Source organism: Kiloniella spongiae, assembly GCF_001026905.1.
Classification (GTDB): domain Bacteria; phylum Pseudomonadota; class Alphaproteobacteria; order Kiloniellales; family Kiloniellaceae; genus Kiloniella; species Kiloniella spongiae.
On sequence record NZ_LAQL01000002.1, the window covers coordinates 363,981 to 381,899 of the forward strand.

Consider the following 17,919-nt stretch of genomic DNA (forward strand, 5'->3'; position numbering starts at 1 on the left):
ACAGAAAGAGAACACAAAATGGGAAAACTCGTCGATGGCCAATGGCATGATGTCTGGTATGACACCAAAAGCAGCAATGGTAAGTTTCAACGTAAGGACGCTCAGTTCAGGAACTGGGTAACAGCAGATGGATCTAACGGCCCTAATGGCGAAAAAGGCTATCCCGTAGAAAGCGGACGCTATCATCTCTATGTAAATCTTGCCTGCCCCTGGGCGCACAGAGCCATGATTTTCAGAAGTCTTAAGGGACTGGAAGCAACAATCTCAGTCTCCGTGGTTCACTGGGAAATGAAAGAAAACGGTTGGGAATTCAACCCCGGAGATCTTGGCTCTACCGAAGATCTCCTTTACGGGTCAGATTATCTCTATCAAATCTACACAAAGGCAGATCCAAACTATACGGGCCGCGTGACCGTTCCTGTACTTTGGGATAAAAAAGAACAGACCATTATCTCAAACGAGTCTTCTGAAATCATCAGGATGTTCAACAGTTCCTTTGATGCCTTTGCAACAAAAGATGTTCCAGATCTTTATCCGCAAGACATGCGTGAAGCCATCGATAGTGTGAATGAGCTGGTCTATCACAACATCAATAATGGTGTTTACAAAAGCGGCTTTGCAACAACTCAAATGGCCTATGAAGAAGCTTACCACGCGCTTTTCGACACCATGGACAATCTGGAAGAGCGACTGAATTCTCAGAAATACCTGGCCGGAGATCGCTTAACGGAAGCTGACTGGCGTCTTTTTACCACCCTGTTACGTTTTGATCCCGTTTATTATGGTCATTTCAAATGCAACAAAAAGCGGCTTGTTGACTACATCAACCTATGGGCCTTGACACGCGAGCTTTACCAATACGAAGGCGTCGCAAAGACCGTCAACATTCCCCACATCAAGGCCCATTATTACGGTAGCCACGGGACAATTAACCCAACGGGCGTCATTCCTGTTGGGCCTGATATAGATTTCGCCCAACCTCATAACAGATAAAGAGTTCACAGGCCCATGATATCGGTTCAATCCAGAGCCGATATCAACACCTGTTTTTGTATTTTAGCTATAGAGAATTAAATGCATTCGCTAATTTGGACATGAACTAATTTGTGATCATTTTAATTAGCGTAATTGACTATCCTTGCAACCACGACGATTGATGCCCAGATCAGCATGCACAGTATCATGAGCGGACTGGCATTCAATACAGGTTCTTATGCCTGGTAAGGCGTGGCGGCGGGCCTTGGGGATTTCATCGCCACATTCCACACAGTATTTTTCACTTTCCCCGGGTAACAAATTGCTCCGTGCATGTTTCACTGCATCAGCAATTGTATCGTCAATCTGATCCTGTACTGCACCATCACGAGTCCAACCACCTGCCATAGGACCTCCATATATTATGACGTGTTCTCACATTCATATGGTAATTGAGAAAGTTCTTTTCAAATTATTGTAATTTACTTTTCCAGGAAAAGATTCATTTCTAACCATGAATGATCTTATTTTAAGGGGGTATTACTGATTTTTGTATATATACCCAAATCAAGGCTCATTATTATGGCAACCATGGGACAATCAAACTAATAGGTCCCCATTCCTGTTGAGTCAGATATCTATTTTTTAGTCTGATAACAGATAGCTTGAACATCAAATATGTCGAGAGAAAGCCTGAAACCAAATACACAGACTTCCTCTTCCAATCCATAAAAGCTTACTCAATCAACGTAAGTTTTTCATGAAGTTTAGTAATAGATATACATGCGTCAGCAGCTTCCTGCCCTTTGGTTTTAAAGTGCTCGGAGAAAAAGCTATGATGCTCATCTGAATTATGGAAATGGTGCGGAGTTAAAATCGCGCTTAAAACAGGAATACCCGTATCCAGTTGTACTTGCATTACACCATCAATAACTGCATGAGACACGAAATCATGCCGATAGATACCACCATCAACAATAAGTGCTGTAGCAACAACAGCAGAATATTTGCCCGTTCTAGCTAACTTCTTTGCAATAAGAGGAATTTCCAAGGCACCAGGGACATCAAAAACGTCAACGTTGGACATTCCATCTGTCTGCTTATTAATTTCGGCAATAAAAGCTGCCGTACAATTACCAACAATATCTCCATGCCATTTTGCTTGAATCATAGCAAAAGACATATTGCCTTCTTTATTTTTTACATCTTGATTAGTTATCTGATTCATCGTTTTCCATCCAAATTTAAAGCGAGAATCAGGGCGCACACAACAACAAGACATCTATCAACATAGATATCTTACCATTCTGTTCTCTACCATCCGGACTTTAACCGTCGGCTTTGGAGTTTCACCAAATCTGCTGACCTTTCCAATAAACAAACTGAGAAGCGCTCGCGGGCTAATGCCAAAAGCAATCACCGCCGGTGGGGATTTTCACCCCGCCCCGAGAACGTGTCCTTTATAGAAAGAACAATAAATTTTTACCTGATATTATCAACAACTTCTAATGAAAAGTTCACTTCAGGCAAAGATCAATATAGCAAGCGATGAGATAGCTATACCTTATACTCAAGACAGAACTAGAAAGAAGACCCGGGTTGTTGCAGGAACTCGATTTCCTCGGGCGTACTTTCCCGTCCAAGGACTTGGTTACGATGTGGAAAGCGGCCAAATCGGCGAATAATAACTTCGTGCTTTTGCGCATAAGTTAGCCAATCTGGGTTTTCATCCATATCCTGATAAAGCGCCAGAGATTTTTCCTGCATGGCAAGATCTTCGCTGTGCTCAAAGGGTAAGAAAATAAAATTACGTTCCCGCTGTGATAGCGTTTTATGCCATCCCTTACTGACAGTTTTTTGCGCAATTTCCAGCGCCTTTTTATCGGTAGAAAAGGTCTTGGAATCATTTCGAAACAAATTACGCGGGGCCTGATCAAGCAAAATACAAAGCGCCAAACTACCCTTCGCGGTATCAGCCCAGTGATCCAATTCACCTGCACTTGCCTGTTCATAGAGAGACCCTAATTTTTCGGCAACTTCGCGATCAAATGCAGGATCTTTAAAGAACCACTTCCGGTCCATACCCTCAGCCAACCAAAAATCCAGAACATCATCAATCACGGTGAATTCCCCTCAGAAACTTGCATTCATTATTAAGGTTCAGAACCTGTAAAAATCACATCCAAGTATGAATAATCACAAACCCTGAACCTTTTATACCAATGCTTTATCCGTGCGCACCAATACTATTTGAAATCCCCACAGAGATCCTGCGACAAAGATCATACAGCTCTTCAATCGGCTCAAAGATATTCTTATGCTCATCTGAATAATCACGGGCTTCATCATCGCTATAGTCGCTGGGTTCGCCATACTCCTCAGCAGTGAATACCGTTTTCCCCTCATGCACAGGGAAAGTCGCTTTCAGCTCCTCTAATGCAGCAGGAATTTCCATTGCGATGATATCTTGAATCAAATCTTCCAGCGTTAAATCATCACGGTTCGCAAAGGCAGGAATGCGCATCGCCAGCAGGAAAATTTCCTGAATAAGACAGAGACGAACAACGTGAAGAATGATCAGATTGATACGCCGGCGGGTATCAAAAGGGAAGACCTTCTCTTGACCGTCAGCTGTAAGCGCATCCAACCCACGATGGAGATGGATTGCATCCTGACGGAAGATTTGCAGCATCCTGTTCATGCCGTCATAACGCTGGGTATCGCCAACAAGGTTGGAAAGACGAAGTTGATCACGAGCCCGCTCCGTATGTTTCACGGCATAGGCCTTTGCCAACCAGTATCTGGGATTGAAAAGCGCAGCGTAAGCTTCAGGTGTGTTTAAGCTACTTAGACCTTTTGCATAGGACACCATATCCATGAAACGTCGAACTCGATCCGATTCACCATGGAGTTTTACAAAAGCATCCAGATCGCTGGCTATCGCGGTACCGAAACCACCCGCAGTGTTAGCCAAATAGCCCAACTGCTGAAGAATTGCATTATGCGGAATTGCTCTGATCTGAGACGGATGCCCACGATCAATACCATGATGTTTGTCGTGTTGACGTTTGCTCTTTCTAGACCCTGTCTGGTACAGCAAATTTGTACTAAAAGACCCAAGAAGAGCTGCATAGTCTTTATTTTCCAGGGTATTCTCGTGGAAATCTTTCAGCGTTAAAAAGAAATCCAGCGAATAGTCTGTGTTGGTGTAAAAAGCATCCTTGTCATCCGCAGTCGATTTACCCAGCGCATGTTCCAGCAACCGCGTTACAGTCGTCAACGCAAGCTTAGGTGTTCCGAAGTAAAGATATCCATCCCCGCCCTGAAAGCTGACTTCCTGTTTCAAAGGAATATTGTTCTCCGCGAACAATAAGCGTGTCATCGGGGAAGACACATATTTAAGGCGGTCATTAAAGCTCAACGGATGCGCACCACGCCCCATTGATTCACCATGGGTATCGAAAATAACTACCTCGACACCTCTGACATTATAATCGGCGAGCAATCGGGCCAGTTTCATGTGCAGCCGCTCAATCGCAAGCGATGCAGAAACCTGCCCTAAATAACGCCCTGCATCTGAGAAACCGGTCTGAATGCACAGACGTCCACGTTTTTCGACATAGGCTCGATAATGCTCGTTCTCCAGAAGTTCGGCAATAACCTCACTTCCGCGTTCGAGCGCCGTCCCCGTTTCAAACAGCGGAGAGATATCGAGTAAATCATCAACACCAAACAGCTTTGCGTAATAAAGAGCTGTCAAAATGGTAAAAGGCGTGTCGCACTCAGCAATCAAAAAGCGGATCGGACGTGATGCATCAACATACTTGATCATCTGGGCAATCAGCATAAACATGCGTTTTGCTGTGGTATGTTCAGCAGACAACGAGCCAAAGTTTATACGGATTGGTTCTACTTCATCTAACAAGCCGGAAAGCGCACGGAAATTTCCTCTGCGACGCCCCGGATCATCCGGCTCCCCTTCCATCCCGATATTCTTACGAATAGCGTTATGAAGCTGTGCAGAATTGAGCCTGACGTGCATATGGGATGCGGCCAAACCATAGTTTGCAATTTCAGATCTCAGAATAATGAGAGAACGCTTCAGATCAGCTTTATCAGTTAAGTTCAAGGCACGATTAATTGCTTCAATCAATTCAGCCGTATGAACCAAACGTGCGCCATCGTCGGTAACGATAGAACGGGATACGTCTTTTAGTGCTTCTTCTGATGCATTGTTATCACTGAAAAACTCAGTTTCTTTTTCAGCCACATGCAAGGCAAGGGTTACCCGGCTTTTTATCAAGGCAAGCGTAGTTTCCAACTCGTCCTTCTCGCCCTTATGTACTGCGATGATCTCGTTCAGTTTGGAAATGTAGTAGCCAAGCTGGATGACCTGAACCTTCATACGGGTATGAAGTGTGGTTGCCCATGTAATGTCCGTCCGGCCATCGAGATCATAACCAACCCAGCTTGCCACAGATAAAACTCGTGGTGAAAGTTCAGTCCACTTTTCAGGGTATAGCTCTTCTGCCACAGCCAAAGCAACGTCGTATACTTCCCTCAGGGCTTGCTGTATCGAAGCAATTGCTTCCATGGCTTGACCGTGTTCAGCCAGCAAATCAATTCCTTGATCAGGCTCATGAGAGCTACCAATGACAAGCTGATTAAGAATTTCTATCGCCTTCGCATCAAGTGCCTGTCCATCAGAACTTTCATTGGCTGTAAACTGTGCCAAAGCCTGATAAAGCTCTTTTGACAAGCCAAAGGTCGGATGCGCGGTAATCACTATCCCGAAGGCTTCACGTTCCAGCTTATCTTTAAACGCCTCGAATGATATCTGGGTGTCGGCATCATCAAAAGCCAATGCTTTGAAAAGCTCTGACAGTCTGGATTTATTATCCGCAATGCTTTCCACACCAACATAATCTGAAACTCGTTTAGCTCTGTCCCCAAAGGCTTCCACAGATAGATATTGTACCAACTGCGAAAGTATATCGACAGAAAGATCACCCGCAGCCAATCGTTCGGAAAGATCGTGTGCAAGCTCCAGAACGGGATTACCCAGCGGATGGCTCGTTGTTTGCTGCCGCATCGCAATCAAACGAGATTCCAATTCATCACGCAAAGTGTAAGCTTCCGTAAACTGTTTCTCACTTTTGACCTGAGAAAACAATGCGTCCAAAGCGAGCCCCTTAGAGGCTTTAGGTTTTGCCATTAATTTCGACCTTCCCATTCACGACATAATTGCAGGTATCCCAGACGCAACTATGTCTTTCATACCTTCTCACTCATGGTCACTTTTATATGTTTATTTCCCGATTTTTCGGGTCTGTCGTGCTGGAGGCTTTTATGTGACCAGTTTTAATTTTCTGTGTTTATAAGAGAAAGTTACAAAACTGGCAAAGAGAATTCTTGGATCAACTCATAATCAAAACCGACATATCGTATTTTTTTCAAATAATTAGATCCTATTTGCCCCGTAAAAAGAAAAAGACTTTTGAATAATAGTCCGCAATTCGCTGATTATTATGGTTAATTTACATTCAGTCACAGAAAAGCCACTGGAATCACTGGAAAAAACCGTTGCATCACGATTCATAAAGGAATAAAACTAAGTTATGAGCGATTTTTTTGAAAATGACGACGAACTTGTCTTGCAATTAGGCGATCTTTTACCTGACGATGCAGGGGAAGTGGTTCTGTTCGCGCGCGATGAACCGCTCAAAATTGAAGCTGACACACCGTTGATTGAAACAGGTGTTGTTGAAGATTCGCACATCACAGCTTCCGGTACAGATGTTGGCGGACTGACATATAGTCAGTTTGCAAATGGCATGACGCTCTACCACGACAATGATCACATCCTGATCATTGCTCCTGACGTATAAAAAATCCATTCTTTAAGCTGCGTTTACATCGTTAAGATACTCGGAAACTTTAATTTTCCCTGTAAGTATTCTTATGATTACGACTATACTGTAATCCCTGAGTTTACTGGCAGACAAAGATATGATGCGACGTCTTTTTATAACTGTTTTATTTCTTTTTTCCCCTCTTCAATCTCTTGCGGAAACGTCTCTTGGATTAGAAGCTTATAATAATGGTGACTTGGAAACTGCTTTGTCTGAATTTAGGCAGCCAGCTAAGCTGGGTGATACAACGGCACAGCTTTATATGGGGCATATTTATCGCGAAGGCATAAACGGTGAACTAAACTATAAGCAATCCGCTTACTGGTATCTAGAAGCAGCAAAACAGGGCGATGTACAAGCGCAGAGTTTTATTGGCCTGTATTATATAGACGGCATTGGCGTTGCTCAGGATTTTGATCTGGCTGTTCACTGGTTAGAAAAAGCAGCCAAATCTGACGATCCTGCGGCTCAAAATAGCTTGGCTGCGATTTTCAAAAATGGCCTTGGCCAAGACGTAGATTACGAAAAAGCTGCACTATGGTATAAAAAAGCAGCCATGCAGGGGCACCCCATAGCTCAAAGAAACTTGGGGCGCTTTTACGAAAAAGGACGGAGTGTTCCGGTCGATCTTGTGAAAGCCTATGCTTGGTACAAAGTCGCTTCCGTTCAGGGGAATACATATGGCACGCAATCTCTGCGACAAATAAGCGCGAAAATGTCTCCTGAAGAAGTTCTTGCTGGTGAAGATCTTGCCAAGACACTTCCCAGAAGGTAAGCATCAAGTATGATAGCCCTTACGATATAAGGGCCGCATTTGAAATATACTTGAGCATCGTATGTCCCGGCGCACCAAACAGGCAGTACAACAAGATCGGCAAAGCATCGCTACGCTTTCCATCTTTGCACTTTGCCTTAAAATGCTGCTGCCAATTGTTACAAGTTTCTTTGTTTCCTATCAGGCAACGGCCTCAGTTGCCGATAACTCGAACAATGCGCAAACAAGTTTAGAACAATCGCTAAGTTTTATCTGTACACCAGGTGGCATTCTCCTAAATCAGAACGGAGTTTCAAGCTCAACGAACCTGACCGATCATTGCGACTTTTGCATAACAGGTGCGTTTGTCTCACTTCAGCGAGACACAGGAAATTTAGCTGCGTACACATTAAATCAAAGCTCTTTATCCTGGCCGATTATTCGTTCAAAACAGACCAAGTTGCTTTTTAACGGCCACCGCCACTCATCAAGAGCACCACCCCGCGTTTAATCGCGAAACAAGTTACCTATTCCATATACATTTTCTCTTTATTTTCAGGTCATTTTGGCCCGGAAAACAATATGAAAAACAACATGAGGTCATCATGAAAAAAATTCTCGTTACTCTAACAGCTCTGCTTGCCCTTACTTTTTCTGGCTTGGCTGCTGCAAAAGATTACAAAACCGGCGATGTCATGGTTAAACAACCATGGGCGCGTGCCACTCTCGGTCAAATGAAAAACGGTGCATCTTTCCTGACACTACACAACATGGGCGCTGAAGATGACAAGCTTGTTGCTGCTGCCGGTACTGTTGCTAAACGTGTTGAATTGCATTCTCACACCATGGTCGATGGCGTTATGAAAATGCGTGAAGTTGAAGGTGGTATTCCTGTTTCAGCAGGATCAATGGTAGAGCTAAAACCGGGTAGTTTCCATATCATGATGATGGGTCTTAACGCGCCCTTGAAAGAAGGCGAAATGTTCCCGCTAACGCTAACTTTCGAAAAAGCTGGCAGCGTTGATATCATGGTTCACATTGAAAAAGGTGGTGCTTTGAAAAAGACAGATGACCACAGCAACCACTAGAGTGATCACTAAAAAAACCACTTAGCTATAATAGGTTCAAATTATCAAAAAGCCGAGCTTTTAAAAGCTCGGCTTTTTCTTTGCCCACAGATAACAGCTTATGCACAGGATTGTTGCATAACCAATTCGAAATCTTTAATTCCCAGTGACTTTCCATTTGCAATAATTTCAACTTGATGAAGTCCCGGGTAATACTTGCGCGTGGTTATCGGCTTGATGCTATGCCGCTTCTTGGCATTGTGCTTAGACCTCGCAGCAAGGTTAAATGTTTTCCATTTAAAAACTTTCGGCGACGTCCCTCCATTGGCTTTTCGATGGTGAATAACAAAATCAAGAATAAGTGCCTGATCCTCATCACTTACAGAATTCATTGTCACTTCGAACTCCAATCCTTTGCCATAGATCACTGATGGCGTCAGCATACTAAAATCGGCAAGCTCCACTTGAGCATCTTTATAACCCAAAGCTTCCAAGCATTTCTTATGCCCCGACTTAATAAGTGTTCGACAAGCATGACGAATGAGCTTTTTCCGTTCCTTCGACGCACCTTTCATCCATTTCCTCGCGATATCAGCCACGAGATCAGGGTGATCTTTTGCGATATCATTTAGATTATTCGCAACTGAGCGTCGTACATACTCTTCGGGATCATCCCGAAGCTTTTCCAAAAGAGGAAGCAGAGGTGTCGGGTCTTTGATAAAACCAGGTAACTGCATGGCCCAAGGTAACCGGGGACGTGATCCTTCTGATGCCAACCGACGAACATGGTAATTCTCATCATCAGCCCAAGTCAGAACTTCAGCCATCGTTTCCTCTGGTGCGGAAAGTAAAAAATATCGAATGGCAAATTCAGAACTTGACCGCTTTGTCATTTCCTTTAGCAATTCCATCGACAGATGAAAATGACCTTTGCCATAGAGTGCAACATAGTGGCACATTGGCATCACCAACCACCCGGATACACCTTTATCTGACGTTCCTTGATCACTAATAGAAATATTCTCTTCCGGATTCAATATCGCTAGCAAGATTTCAGCCGCACGGCAAAACTCATCCGGTAGATATTTATATAGCGCCTCCGTAATACGTTCAGATCGTTGCTTTAGCTCAAACTCACTCAAGCCTTCCGTTGCGAAGGCAATAAACCCCTCTTGGTCAAATCCGCATTGCCGAGCATTTAAGTGTTCAGCCATTTTAGAAATAGATTGGCGATTAAAAACTTCTTTAAACGGCTCCATAATGATCCTGCCTGATGCGTAAATTTCTTTTCTACGCTTCTTTTAAAGCACCCCTACTGACAGCATTGTGTCAGTAGGTCTTCGCAGCACCAATTCACAACAAATTGAGTATAGTTTGCTCGTCATTACAGGTGGCTCCTGTAGGATGATATAAGAACCTGAACAGTCCCTAGATATTGCTGGAAAACAATGATGCTCAAACCCTACCTACGACATTCAACCGTGTATATGATCGCTGGCATCCTTACTGGAGCGATGAGCTTGTCTGCGGCTGCAAACGACGCCTTAAAGCATGTAGACCATGTCATGACTCACTGGGCGGACACGCCACAAGAACAAGGCTTATTGCCCGTTGCCACAGCAGAAGCTGAAGTCGCCAAAACTCATGCTGGCTTCGCCACATCAGATTTAAAAGATCTCAGTTCCATGCAACTCCATACCCGTCACGTTTTACACGCCCTTGATCCTGCACAGGAAACAAAGGGCCCCGGACTTGGTTATGGCTTGATAAAAGCATCGGAAGGTGTTGCGACACATGCTGAGTTGGCTTCAGATTCAGAAGACGCCAGTGATATTGTCCGCGTTTCCGGTGTTATGGTTGCATCAGTTGGGCGCAACACAACACGCCGCGCAGAAGAAGCACTAAAGCTTTCAAAGTTAATACTCGCCAGCAAAACGAGCGAAGTAGCAGCTCCTCACGTACTAAAACTACAGGAATTAACCAAAGCATTCTTTATCGGACAAGACTTGGATAAAGACGGACGTATAGTCTGGTATCATCATGAAGGCGGTCTAAACATTGCCACAGAGCAGATGGATTTAATTATAAAAAGTACTAAGTAGTAAAATCATACTCCAAGCCCCCCTCCAAAAGATAGAAAGGCCGGTATTAATACCGGCCTTTCTATCTTTGCACGATGCAATATTATCTCTCACCTATACACGGACAACACTGCCGCTTTTCTTATTCCACAAGAAAAAGAGAGCAAATACAGCCAAAACAGCAAGATGAATTTCCCATCCCAAAGGCCACAGTAATCCGGCCCCCAGAGCAAAGACCACGGCTCGTTCTATCCAGTTCAGCTTCTCTTCCAGATAGCCCTGTAGTGCCCCGGTAAAGGCATAAAGGCCAACCAACGAGAAGCCAAAGATCATGAGGACCTCGTGCCATTCGCCACCCAAGAATGGTGTGTAGGCAAAAAGCAGCGGAACGATATAAAGGCCTTTAGCCACCTTCCAAGCTTGAATTCCAGTTGCCATTGGCGGCGATTTTGCAATTGCTGCGGCTGCAAAGGCCGTCAAACAAAGCGGAGGTGTGACGTTACTATCCTGTGATAACCAAAATATGATCATATGAGCAGATAACAACGCATAGAGCTTGGTATCCTTATCTAACACCATTTCTCGCAAAGTTTCCGACATATCTACTGGTACCAATGCAAGAATCTCTTTAGCAGCCTCTGTGGACATCGGTAAGCCAATTTCAGCAAGACGTTCAGGGGCCGCCAGCATAAAAATCGCCTTGGCTTCGTCATTTAAAGAACCAGAAGCAATGATATCAACCAACATACCATCAGCGATAAGGGCAAAAAGAGCTGGAGCAGATATCGTACCAAGAACAATATAAGATGCCGTTACTGGCAATCCCATCCCGAGAACAAGAGAAGCTATCCCAATAAGTACCATTGCAATAATAAGATTACCACCTGACCAACTTGCAATCATCAAAGAGAAGGTACTACCAATTCCAGCTGTTATAATCACATTTACAATCAGGCCAACTGCACAAAGCAGTATTCCAGTCATAACCATGTTTCTTGCACCCAAAGCCAATGCTTCTAAAACGGCACGAATTCCCATTTTGTTGGGTGTAACCCAAGATGCAACAATAACGCCGAGAATGGCATATCCCGCAGCGTAGGTAGGGGTGTAGCCAATTGTTAGTAACGTGATCAACAACGTTATTGGTAAAAGAAAAGGAAGACCGCCTCGTTTCAAAACTTCCTTCGCTGTCGGTATATCTACTTCGGCAACCTGTACATTACTCCGCTTTGCTTGCATTCGGACAAAGAAAGCCACGGTAGCAAAATAGAGGATTGCTGGTAAAAACGACACAGCAATAATCGTTGTGTAAGGAATTTGAGTATAATTTGCCATTACAAAGGCGCCCGCCCCCATAATCGGTGGCATAAGTTGCCCCCCTGTGGAAGCAGCCGCTTCGACTCCCCCTGCGAAACGCGCGGGAAAACCTGCCTTTTTCATTAAGGGGATAGTAATCACCCCTGTCGATGCTGTATTGGCAACGGCTGAGCCAGAAATAGTTCCTGTCAATCCAGAAGCAAAAACAGCAACGAGTCCTGGAGCACCCACACTACGCCCCGCAATCACACGAGCAAGGTCAATGATAAAATCTCCAGCACCAGAACGAACGAGAAAAGCACCAAAGAGAATAAACATGAAAACAAAAGTTGACGAAATTCTTGCTATATTACCGAAAAGAGCATCATCATTAAAAATACTCCTAAAGAGAATAGTTTCGCCACCTAAGCCTTTAAATTTGAAAACCCCATCAATCAAAGCCCCCCACCAGCCAAGGTAGGTAAGAGCTAAAATAATCAAAATTGGGATAATCCATCCTGTTGTTCGACGTGTAAATTCAATTGTTACAACAATAAGAATGCACCCAAATATTATTTCTGATGTATCTAGATGTACTCCACGTTCATAGATAGCATCTTCCTTAAAAATGATATAAAGCGCAGCAAAAGCACCGAGTAAGCCGATTAAAATATCAATGAAAAGCAGGCCTTTGCTCTTCCCCTTTCCGACCATGGGATAGATTAAAGCCCCCATCAGAACGAAACCGGCAAAGTGCAGCGCATTTTGCCAAAGCCCGGGTATCACGGCAAAGACGTTAAAATAGATATGCATCAGGGAGATAAGCACCCCTAGCCCAAAAACGACCTTGCCAATCCATCCATCTTCACCACGAACAATAGCTTCGTGTTCGCCCAACTCGACTTCTGGTGCGTTTGTTTCTTGTGACATGATTTCCCCGAAAGAAAAGCGTACTTATAAGACGGGCGCCCGAAATCTCGAGCGCCCGATAAAGCATTGAAATATTACAATTTCAGCTGATTATTTCGCAATTAGGTTTGCGGGAATATCAATGCCGATTTCCTTGTAGTACTTAGCAGCACCAGGGTGCAGTGGCACTGGCAGACCAGCCAAAGCAGCGTCTGTACTCATTGCTTTGGTCGCTTTGTGGATCGCGTTAAGGAAAGGCAAGTTTTCGTAGATTGTTTTTGTGATTTGATACACAGCATCTTCATCTACGTCATCCCGCACAGCAAGAAAGTTTGGCTGGGCGATGGTCGTGATATCTTTTTCCTGACCAGGATAAGTACCTGCCGCAATTGTGTATGGCGTCCAAAGACCAAGACCACCATCAGCCTGCTTTGCCTGTTCAGCAGTAAAGCCCAGAAGTGTAATCTTGTCGCCCATAGCGGCCATTGCTTTGGTTACAGCACCAGTTGGTGGACCAGAAGGTGTCCCCATACCAGCAACCTGGCCATTTTGAAGCGCATCAGCTGACGGGCCATATCCAACATGGACAAGGCTGTAATCAGTTTCGGCATCAACGCCCAGATTTTTCAGCAAAACAGTATTGGAACCGATCGTACCTGAGTTCTTTTTACCCAGCGCCATGCTCTCGCCCTTCATACCGGCAAGATCAGCAACGGTTCCTGTTTTCGCATGCTCTGCCAGAACAGTGAACTGCTCAACATTCTGCCATAACATGGAAACAGAACGCATTTTTGTTTGCGGACCGTCTTTTTCAACAGGACCTTTGCCGTTCCAGGCATAATACCCATAAAGTCCTTGAAGAATAGCAAACTGTGCTTCGTCTTCACGAAGTAGTTTCACGTTCTCTCCAGAACCTGCAGAGTTAATCGCAGACAGACCAATCTTCTGTTTTGGCTGCAATTTAACTTTTACGAGAGTGGAAATAGCAACACCTACTGGATAATACGTTCCCCCAGTACTCGCTGTCGCCAACAGATAGTCGCGTGCTTCCGCGGCTTGAGCAACAGCACCAGCAGATAGCGCACTGCAAATCGTTGCAGCTGCAGCGACACCCTTAATTGCTTTCATCATTTTCATTAGAGCCTCCCTAAGACATTTTATTATTAATATGACTGCACTTATTTGAATCTACGATAACTTGATCAGTCGGAACCAAGCCAACATTTTTCTTATTGCACAGTGAATCACAAATAAATTCAAGTTTAATATGGCAAGGAGCATGCCACATTTGACTTTTCTCAAGCTGCTGAAACAAAAAGAATTTTCAATTAACTCAAAGAAACTTAAGCGAAGAATTGCCGAACAGGAAGCAAATGATCGGCAATTTTCCGCGCACAAGAGTGCTTTTCATACTCATAAATGAAATGGCTCTGAAATCCGCGTGTAAACAACGGGCATTCAGAGCCATTCCTTATTCTAACAATCTACGCTTTCTTAACCAAGAGAGGCTTATCCGTTAAATGCCAGATCACGAAGAAATAACGATATCTCTGGAACAAAAATTAACAAGGCCGACATTCCACCCAAAATAAGAATAAAGGGCAAGGTTCCTCGAATAACTTCCATGTAGGGTCTTTGGAATATCGCTATCGCTGTAAAGATATCACAGCCAAATGGCGGCGTTGCCGAGCCTATCGCCATCTGAAGCGTGATCATCACCCCGACCAGTACAGGATCCAGCCCCGCAGTTGCAACTATCGGCACAAAAATTGGCGTCAAGATAACCAAAACCACTAAGGAATCAACAAACATGCAGCCAACGAAGAAGCTCAATGCGATAATGAAAAGGATGTATTCCTTTGAGGCAGCTTCAAGATCAAGTGGAGCCAAAAGCTCTTGTGGTATCTGTTCAAAAGAAATGTACCAGGAAAAAGCCTGTCCTGTGCCAACAAGAATAAAAACAACTGCCGTAATCAAACCAGTGCTCAGAGCTGCATCAACAATATCTTTATATCCAAGTTCGCGATAAATCAGACATTCAACGATAATCGCATAGAGCACAGAAAAAGACGCAGCTTCGGTTGGCGTCACGGCACCCGAATAAATTCCACCAACAATCAGAGCCGGAAATCCCAGAGGTAACAGCGCTTTTTTAATTGAATGAAGCTTTTCCGTAAAAGACGTTTTCGGGACTAGAGTAATCAAATCCCCCTGATAAACGCTATAAACATAACAATAGGCAGAAAATAGAAAAGTTAGAACAAGCCCCGGACCAATGCCCGCGATAAAAAGCTCTCCGACAGAGGTATTAGCCAAAGTTCCATAAAGAATAAGGCCGATGCTTGGTGGAATAAGAAAAGCAATATCGCTCGCATTTATAATAAGTGCCATGACGAAGCTGTCTTTGTAACCAGCTTGCAATAATTTAGGTCGCATAATCTGACCAACAGAGACAACAGTTGCCTGTGTAGAACCGGATACAGACCCAAACAATGTACAGCTAATACAAGCTGTAATAGGTAAACCACCTCGCATATGCCCAACAAATGCCTGAATCAATCCCAACAGATTATGCGCAGTGTGCCCCCTGGTCATAATATCAGCAGCCAAGATAAACATAGGCACTGCAATCAAAGCACTTGGCGAAATGCCCGTCACCATTTGCTGGATAATAACACCTGTATCCACACCGGAAAAATGCACCAACCCAATAAGAGTTCCAACAACCAAAGGAACAATCATTGGAAAGCTCATAAACAACAAAACAATCATCGCCAAAACGATTGTGAAAGTGATGACATAAATGTCTAATTCACCAGCAATAATATCTGAAAGAAAACCCATTAAAGAACTCATAGCGATCCACCGTAAATCTATCGTTTAACTGTCTGTAACGTCGTAGGAGAGATAGATCTCTTTATGAGTAACGTTCATCAGAAATGCGATTAAGTATTGCAACCCAGCAACACTCAAACCCAGCGGAATGATGGCGTAAATAATATACACAGGGAATTGTAAGGCCGGGCTTAATCGATTGATTTCATGCAGTTCAATCACGTAAAACACAGCCTTGTAAGCCAAATAGAACATCAAGATGCCTGTCGTGAGTGAAATCAGAGTGGATATCACTTTTTTCACCACAGCCCCAAGGGTGTCATAAAGGGCAGTCATTCGGATGTTACGGCCCATGCGAACCGCATACGCAAAACCAATGAAGGTAATAGCAACAATCAAAAACTGATTGAGTTCTTCAGAGAAGTACAAACTTTTATCAAAGGCATATCGCCCAATTGCATTAGCTGTTGAATTCACCATCATCAACAATATCGAAGAAAAAACGACTAACTTTTCTAGCGTTTCTGTGAGCTTATTAATTTTTTCAAATAAGTATTTCACAAGCTTTTACCCCTGGGTTCTGATCACCCGAAGCGATCCAGGCGTTAATATTTCAAGACAAAAAGCGTGAAACCAGACGATACAAGGTGGTTTCACGCTTTTAGTATCATTGCCTCACGATCACGAGGCTTCTTTTACTTCCTGGATCAGGTTCTCCAGAATTTTCTTCGCATTATCACGCGCAGCTGCTTTTTCTGCGTCGCTATAGGCATTTTCAACGATGTCATAGTAAGTGCCATGCAAATCTTTGCTTAGCTCCTTGAAACGGGCACGCTCTTCAGCATTAAGCGTTACGATCTTCATGTTTGGACGTTCTGCGATGATCTTGTCCATGTTTTCTTTATTGATTTTTAGTTGATAATCATGTGCAGCTTGCTCAGCAACTTTAATGGCTTTAAGGACCATTTCCTGCTTATCTTTGGATAAATCGTTAAACCATTTACTATTGGTAGAAACAGTACCGACGTACGGCTGTTGCCCAGGGAACATAAGAAAATCCTGAACTTCATGCCACTTCGCGTTATAGATGAAGTAAATCGGGTTCACCATGCCATCAATCGCTTTGAGTTGAAGTGCGCCATAAACTTCACCCCACGATAGTGGTGTTGGTGTTGCCCCAAATGTTTCATAGGTTTTTACCGGGATGGTCGATGTAAAGGTGCGGATTTTTTGACCTGCGAAATCCTCAGGGCTACGGATCGCTTTGTTCGCGCCCCAAGCCATTTCACCTTCGGAAATCATCGTCAGCAGCTTTAGGTTTGCCGCTTCGAAACGATCCGCCAAATCATTATAAATTGTTTTACTGCCGGTCAGTACTTTTCGAACCGTGTCTGTATCAGTTCCCAAAACATAGGGCACACTCAAAGCCTGTACTTCAGGAATATAAGACCCCAAATGTCCCGTCCCGACAGATACGAATTGCACAGTACCGTTTGCAGTTAACTCAACAATATCGTTTTCTGTGCCCAGTTGTCCGTAATAGTAGATTTTGACACGAATATCCCCATCTGATTCTTTTTTGAGCGTATCCGCAAAAGTTTGCGCAAAAATGTCCTGAACATCATTTCGATCCTCTTCTGAAGCAAACTTCCATGTCTCTGCGCTTGCCCCAAAACTAATTACAGTTGAAAGCAGCCCTGCTAATAATATTTTCATTTTCATTCCTCAAATTTGGCCCATAGAGTTAAGGTGTTTATTTCGGATAAACTCCAACTCGCCACACCCAAAGTCGGTGCGAATTGAATCAAAAGAATCAAATTTGACGCTGTAAAATAATCAGGAATTAAATATAACTTTGGAAAAGCATGTAACTATTTTCCTAAGTTATCTGCCTCGCCCTTCTCTCCCAGCTCAAATACAAATCCATAATTATTTTTATGATTGGGATCTGCGCATGATTCATGCAGAGAAAGAGTAAAGCTTTACGAAGATTTAATTAGTAAAAAAAATGATTTCTGAAGTTCAATTTACGCAATATTGAACTCAATTGAGCCGAATATAATCTACAAAGAATAGGTTTGGTTAATTGC

16 protein-coding genes and 1 riboswitch are annotated in these 17,919 nt (G+C 43.7%); of the genes, 6 read left to right on the forward strand and 10 right to left on the reverse strand.

What is annotated here, in order from left to right:
- The first annotated feature begins 18 nt into the window (after positions 1-18).
- Positions 19-993, forward strand: coding sequence for a glutathione S-transferase family protein (locus tag WH96_RS01705; protein WP_047762390.1), 975 nt, complete (start codon positions 19-21; stop codon positions 991-993).
- A 126-nt stretch (positions 994-1,119) separates the two neighbouring features.
- Here the strand turns inward: WH96_RS01705 and WH96_RS01710 are convergent, their stop codons facing one another.
- The 4 genes from WH96_RS01710 to WH96_RS01725 all read right to left on the reverse strand — a co-directional run bounded on the left by WH96_RS01710 (position 1,120) and on the right by WH96_RS01725 (position 6,190).
- Entirely contained in the window at positions 1,120-1,383 is a 264-nt protein-coding gene (locus WH96_RS01710) for a DksA/TraR family C4-type zinc finger protein (protein ID WP_047762391.1), read from the reverse strand.
- Positions 1,384-1,711: 328 nt separating this feature from the next.
- Complete coding sequence (locus WH96_RS01715; RefSeq protein ID WP_047762392.1) at positions 1,712-2,203, reverse strand: 6,7-dimethyl-8-ribityllumazine synthase; 492 nt, start codon at positions 2,201-2,203, stop codon at positions 1,712-1,714.
- Positions 2,204-2,280: 77 nt separating this feature from the next.
- A riboswitch (FMN riboswitch) is annotated at positions 2,281-2,432 on the reverse strand.
- 124 nt (positions 2,433-2,556) lie between these two features.
- Positions 2,557-3,096, reverse strand: a complete 540-nt coding sequence (locus WH96_RS01720) for a DUF924 family protein (protein WP_218044990.1) — start codon at positions 3,094-3,096, stop codon at positions 2,557-2,559.
- A gap of 106 nt (positions 3,097-3,202) precedes the next feature.
- Positions 3,203-6,190, reverse strand: a complete 2,988-nt coding sequence (locus tag WH96_RS01725; RefSeq protein ID WP_047762393.1) for a phosphoenolpyruvate carboxylase — start codon at positions 6,188-6,190, stop codon at positions 3,203-3,205.
- Between the two features lie 403 nt (positions 6,191-6,593).
- Between WH96_RS01725 and WH96_RS01730 the strand changes: the two genes are divergently transcribed.
- From WH96_RS01730 to WH96_RS01745, 4 genes are all read left to right on the forward strand, one after another.
- Positions 6,594-6,863 carry a hypothetical protein gene (locus WH96_RS01730; protein ID WP_046503653.1) on the forward strand — a complete coding sequence of 90 codons (270 nt, stop codon included), beginning with the start codon at positions 6,594-6,596 and terminating at the stop codon, positions 6,861-6,863.
- Between the two features lie 121 nt (positions 6,864-6,984).
- Positions 6,985-7,662, forward strand: coding sequence for a tetratricopeptide repeat protein (locus WH96_RS01735; protein ID WP_053005551.1), 678 nt, complete (start codon positions 6,985-6,987; stop codon positions 7,660-7,662).
- 61 nt (positions 7,663-7,723) lie between these two features.
- Positions 7,724-8,152: a hypothetical protein gene (locus WH96_RS01740; protein ID WP_047762394.1), complete on the forward strand. Its 429-nt coding sequence runs from the start codon at positions 7,724-7,726 to the stop codon at positions 8,150-8,152.
- A gap of 94 nt (positions 8,153-8,246) precedes the next feature.
- Entirely contained in the window at positions 8,247-8,729 is a 483-nt protein-coding gene (locus WH96_RS01745) for a copper chaperone PCu(A)C (protein ID WP_047762395.1), read from the forward strand.
- Positions 8,730-8,827: 98 nt separating this feature from the next.
- Here the strand turns inward: WH96_RS01745 and WH96_RS01750 are convergent, their stop codons facing one another.
- On the reverse strand, positions 8,828-9,967 hold the full coding sequence (locus tag WH96_RS01750; protein WP_204248095.1) for a DNA alkylation repair protein: 1,140 nt from the start codon (positions 9,965-9,967) through the stop codon (positions 8,828-8,830).
- A 189-nt stretch (positions 9,968-10,156) separates the two neighbouring features.
- On the opposite strand from WH96_RS01750, the gene WH96_RS01755 reads away from it, so the two are divergent.
- The gene (locus WH96_RS01755; RefSeq protein WP_156176662.1) at positions 10,157-10,810 is read left to right on the forward strand and encodes a hypothetical protein; all 654 of its coding nucleotides are present in this window, start codon (positions 10,157-10,159) and stop codon (positions 10,808-10,810) included.
- 93 nt (positions 10,811-10,903) lie between these two features.
- Here WH96_RS01755 and WH96_RS01760 read toward each other — a convergent pair whose 3' ends face one another.
- The 5 genes from WH96_RS01760 to dctP all read right to left on the reverse strand — a co-directional run bounded on the left by WH96_RS01760 (position 10,904) and on the right by dctP (position 17,545).
- Positions 10,904-13,015: a TRAP transporter permease gene (locus WH96_RS01760; RefSeq protein WP_047762398.1), complete on the reverse strand. Its 2,112-nt coding sequence runs from the start codon at positions 13,013-13,015 to the stop codon at positions 10,904-10,906.
- Between the two features lie 90 nt (positions 13,016-13,105).
- On the reverse strand, positions 13,106-14,131 hold the full coding sequence (locus WH96_RS01765) for a TAXI family TRAP transporter solute-binding subunit (protein WP_047762399.1): 1,026 nt from the start codon (positions 14,129-14,131) through the stop codon (positions 13,106-13,108).
- Positions 14,132-14,503: 372 nt separating this feature from the next.
- A complete protein-coding gene (locus WH96_RS01770) occupies positions 14,504-15,850 on the reverse strand; it encodes a TRAP transporter large permease (protein ID WP_047762400.1) in 1,347 nt (448 codons plus the stop codon).
- A gap of 24 nt (positions 15,851-15,874) precedes the next feature.
- On the reverse strand, positions 15,875-16,390 hold the full coding sequence (locus tag WH96_RS01775) for a TRAP transporter small permease (RefSeq protein WP_047762401.1): 516 nt from the start codon (positions 16,388-16,390) through the stop codon (positions 15,875-15,877).
- A 120-nt stretch (positions 16,391-16,510) separates the two neighbouring features.
- Positions 16,511-17,545, reverse strand: coding sequence for a TRAP transporter substrate-binding protein DctP (dctP, locus tag WH96_RS01780; protein ID WP_047762402.1), 1,035 nt, complete (start codon positions 17,543-17,545; stop codon positions 16,511-16,513).
- Positions 17,546-17,919 lie beyond the last annotated feature (374 nt).

Excerpts from the sequence above, each read along its gene's own strand:
- WH96_RS01705 (WP_047762390.1), top strand. The coding sequence starts at position 19 with ATGGGAAAACTCGTCGATGGCCAATGGCATGATGTCTGGTATGACACC.
- WH96_RS01710 (WP_047762391.1), bottom strand. The coding sequence starts at position 1,383 with ATGGCAGGTGGTTGGACTCGTGATGGTGCAGTACAGGATCAGATTGAC.
- WH96_RS01715 (WP_047762392.1), bottom strand. The coding sequence starts at position 2,203 with ATGAATCAGATAACTAATCAAGATGTAAAAAATAAAGAAGGCAATATG.
- WH96_RS01725 (WP_047762393.1), bottom strand. The coding sequence starts at position 6,190 with ATGGCAAAACCTAAAGCCTCTAAGGGGCTCGCTTTGGACGCATTGTTT.
- WH96_RS01730 (WP_046503653.1), top strand. The coding sequence starts at position 6,594 with ATGAGCGATTTTTTTGAAAATGACGACGAACTTGTCTTGCAATTAGGC.
- WH96_RS01735 (WP_053005551.1), top strand. The coding sequence starts at position 6,985 with ATGATGCGACGTCTTTTTATAACTGTTTTATTTCTTTTTTCCCCTCTT.
- WH96_RS01740 (WP_047762394.1), top strand. The coding sequence starts at position 7,724 with ATGTCCCGGCGCACCAAACAGGCAGTACAACAAGATCGGCAAAGCATC.
- WH96_RS01745 (WP_047762395.1), top strand. The coding sequence starts at position 8,247 with ATGAAAAAAATTCTCGTTACTCTAACAGCTCTGCTTGCCCTTACTTTT.
- WH96_RS01750 (WP_204248095.1), bottom strand. The coding sequence starts at position 9,967 with ATGGAGCCGTTTAAAGAAGTTTTTAATCGCCAATCTATTTCTAAAATG.
- WH96_RS01755 (WP_156176662.1), top strand. The coding sequence starts at position 10,157 with ATGATGCTCAAACCCTACCTACGACATTCAACCGTGTATATGATCGCT.
- WH96_RS01760 (WP_047762398.1), bottom strand. The coding sequence starts at position 13,015 with ATGTCACAAGAAACAAACGCACCAGAAGTCGAGTTGGGCGAACACGAA.
- WH96_RS01765 (WP_047762399.1), bottom strand. The coding sequence starts at position 14,131 with ATGAAAATGATGAAAGCAATTAAGGGTGTCGCTGCAGCTGCAACGATT.
- WH96_RS01770 (WP_047762400.1), bottom strand. The coding sequence starts at position 15,850 with ATGAGTTCTTTAATGGGTTTTCTTTCAGATATTATTGCTGGTGAATTA.
- dctP (WP_047762402.1), bottom strand. The coding sequence starts at position 17,545 with ATGAAAATATTATTAGCAGGGCTGCTTTCAACTGTAATTAGTTTTGGG.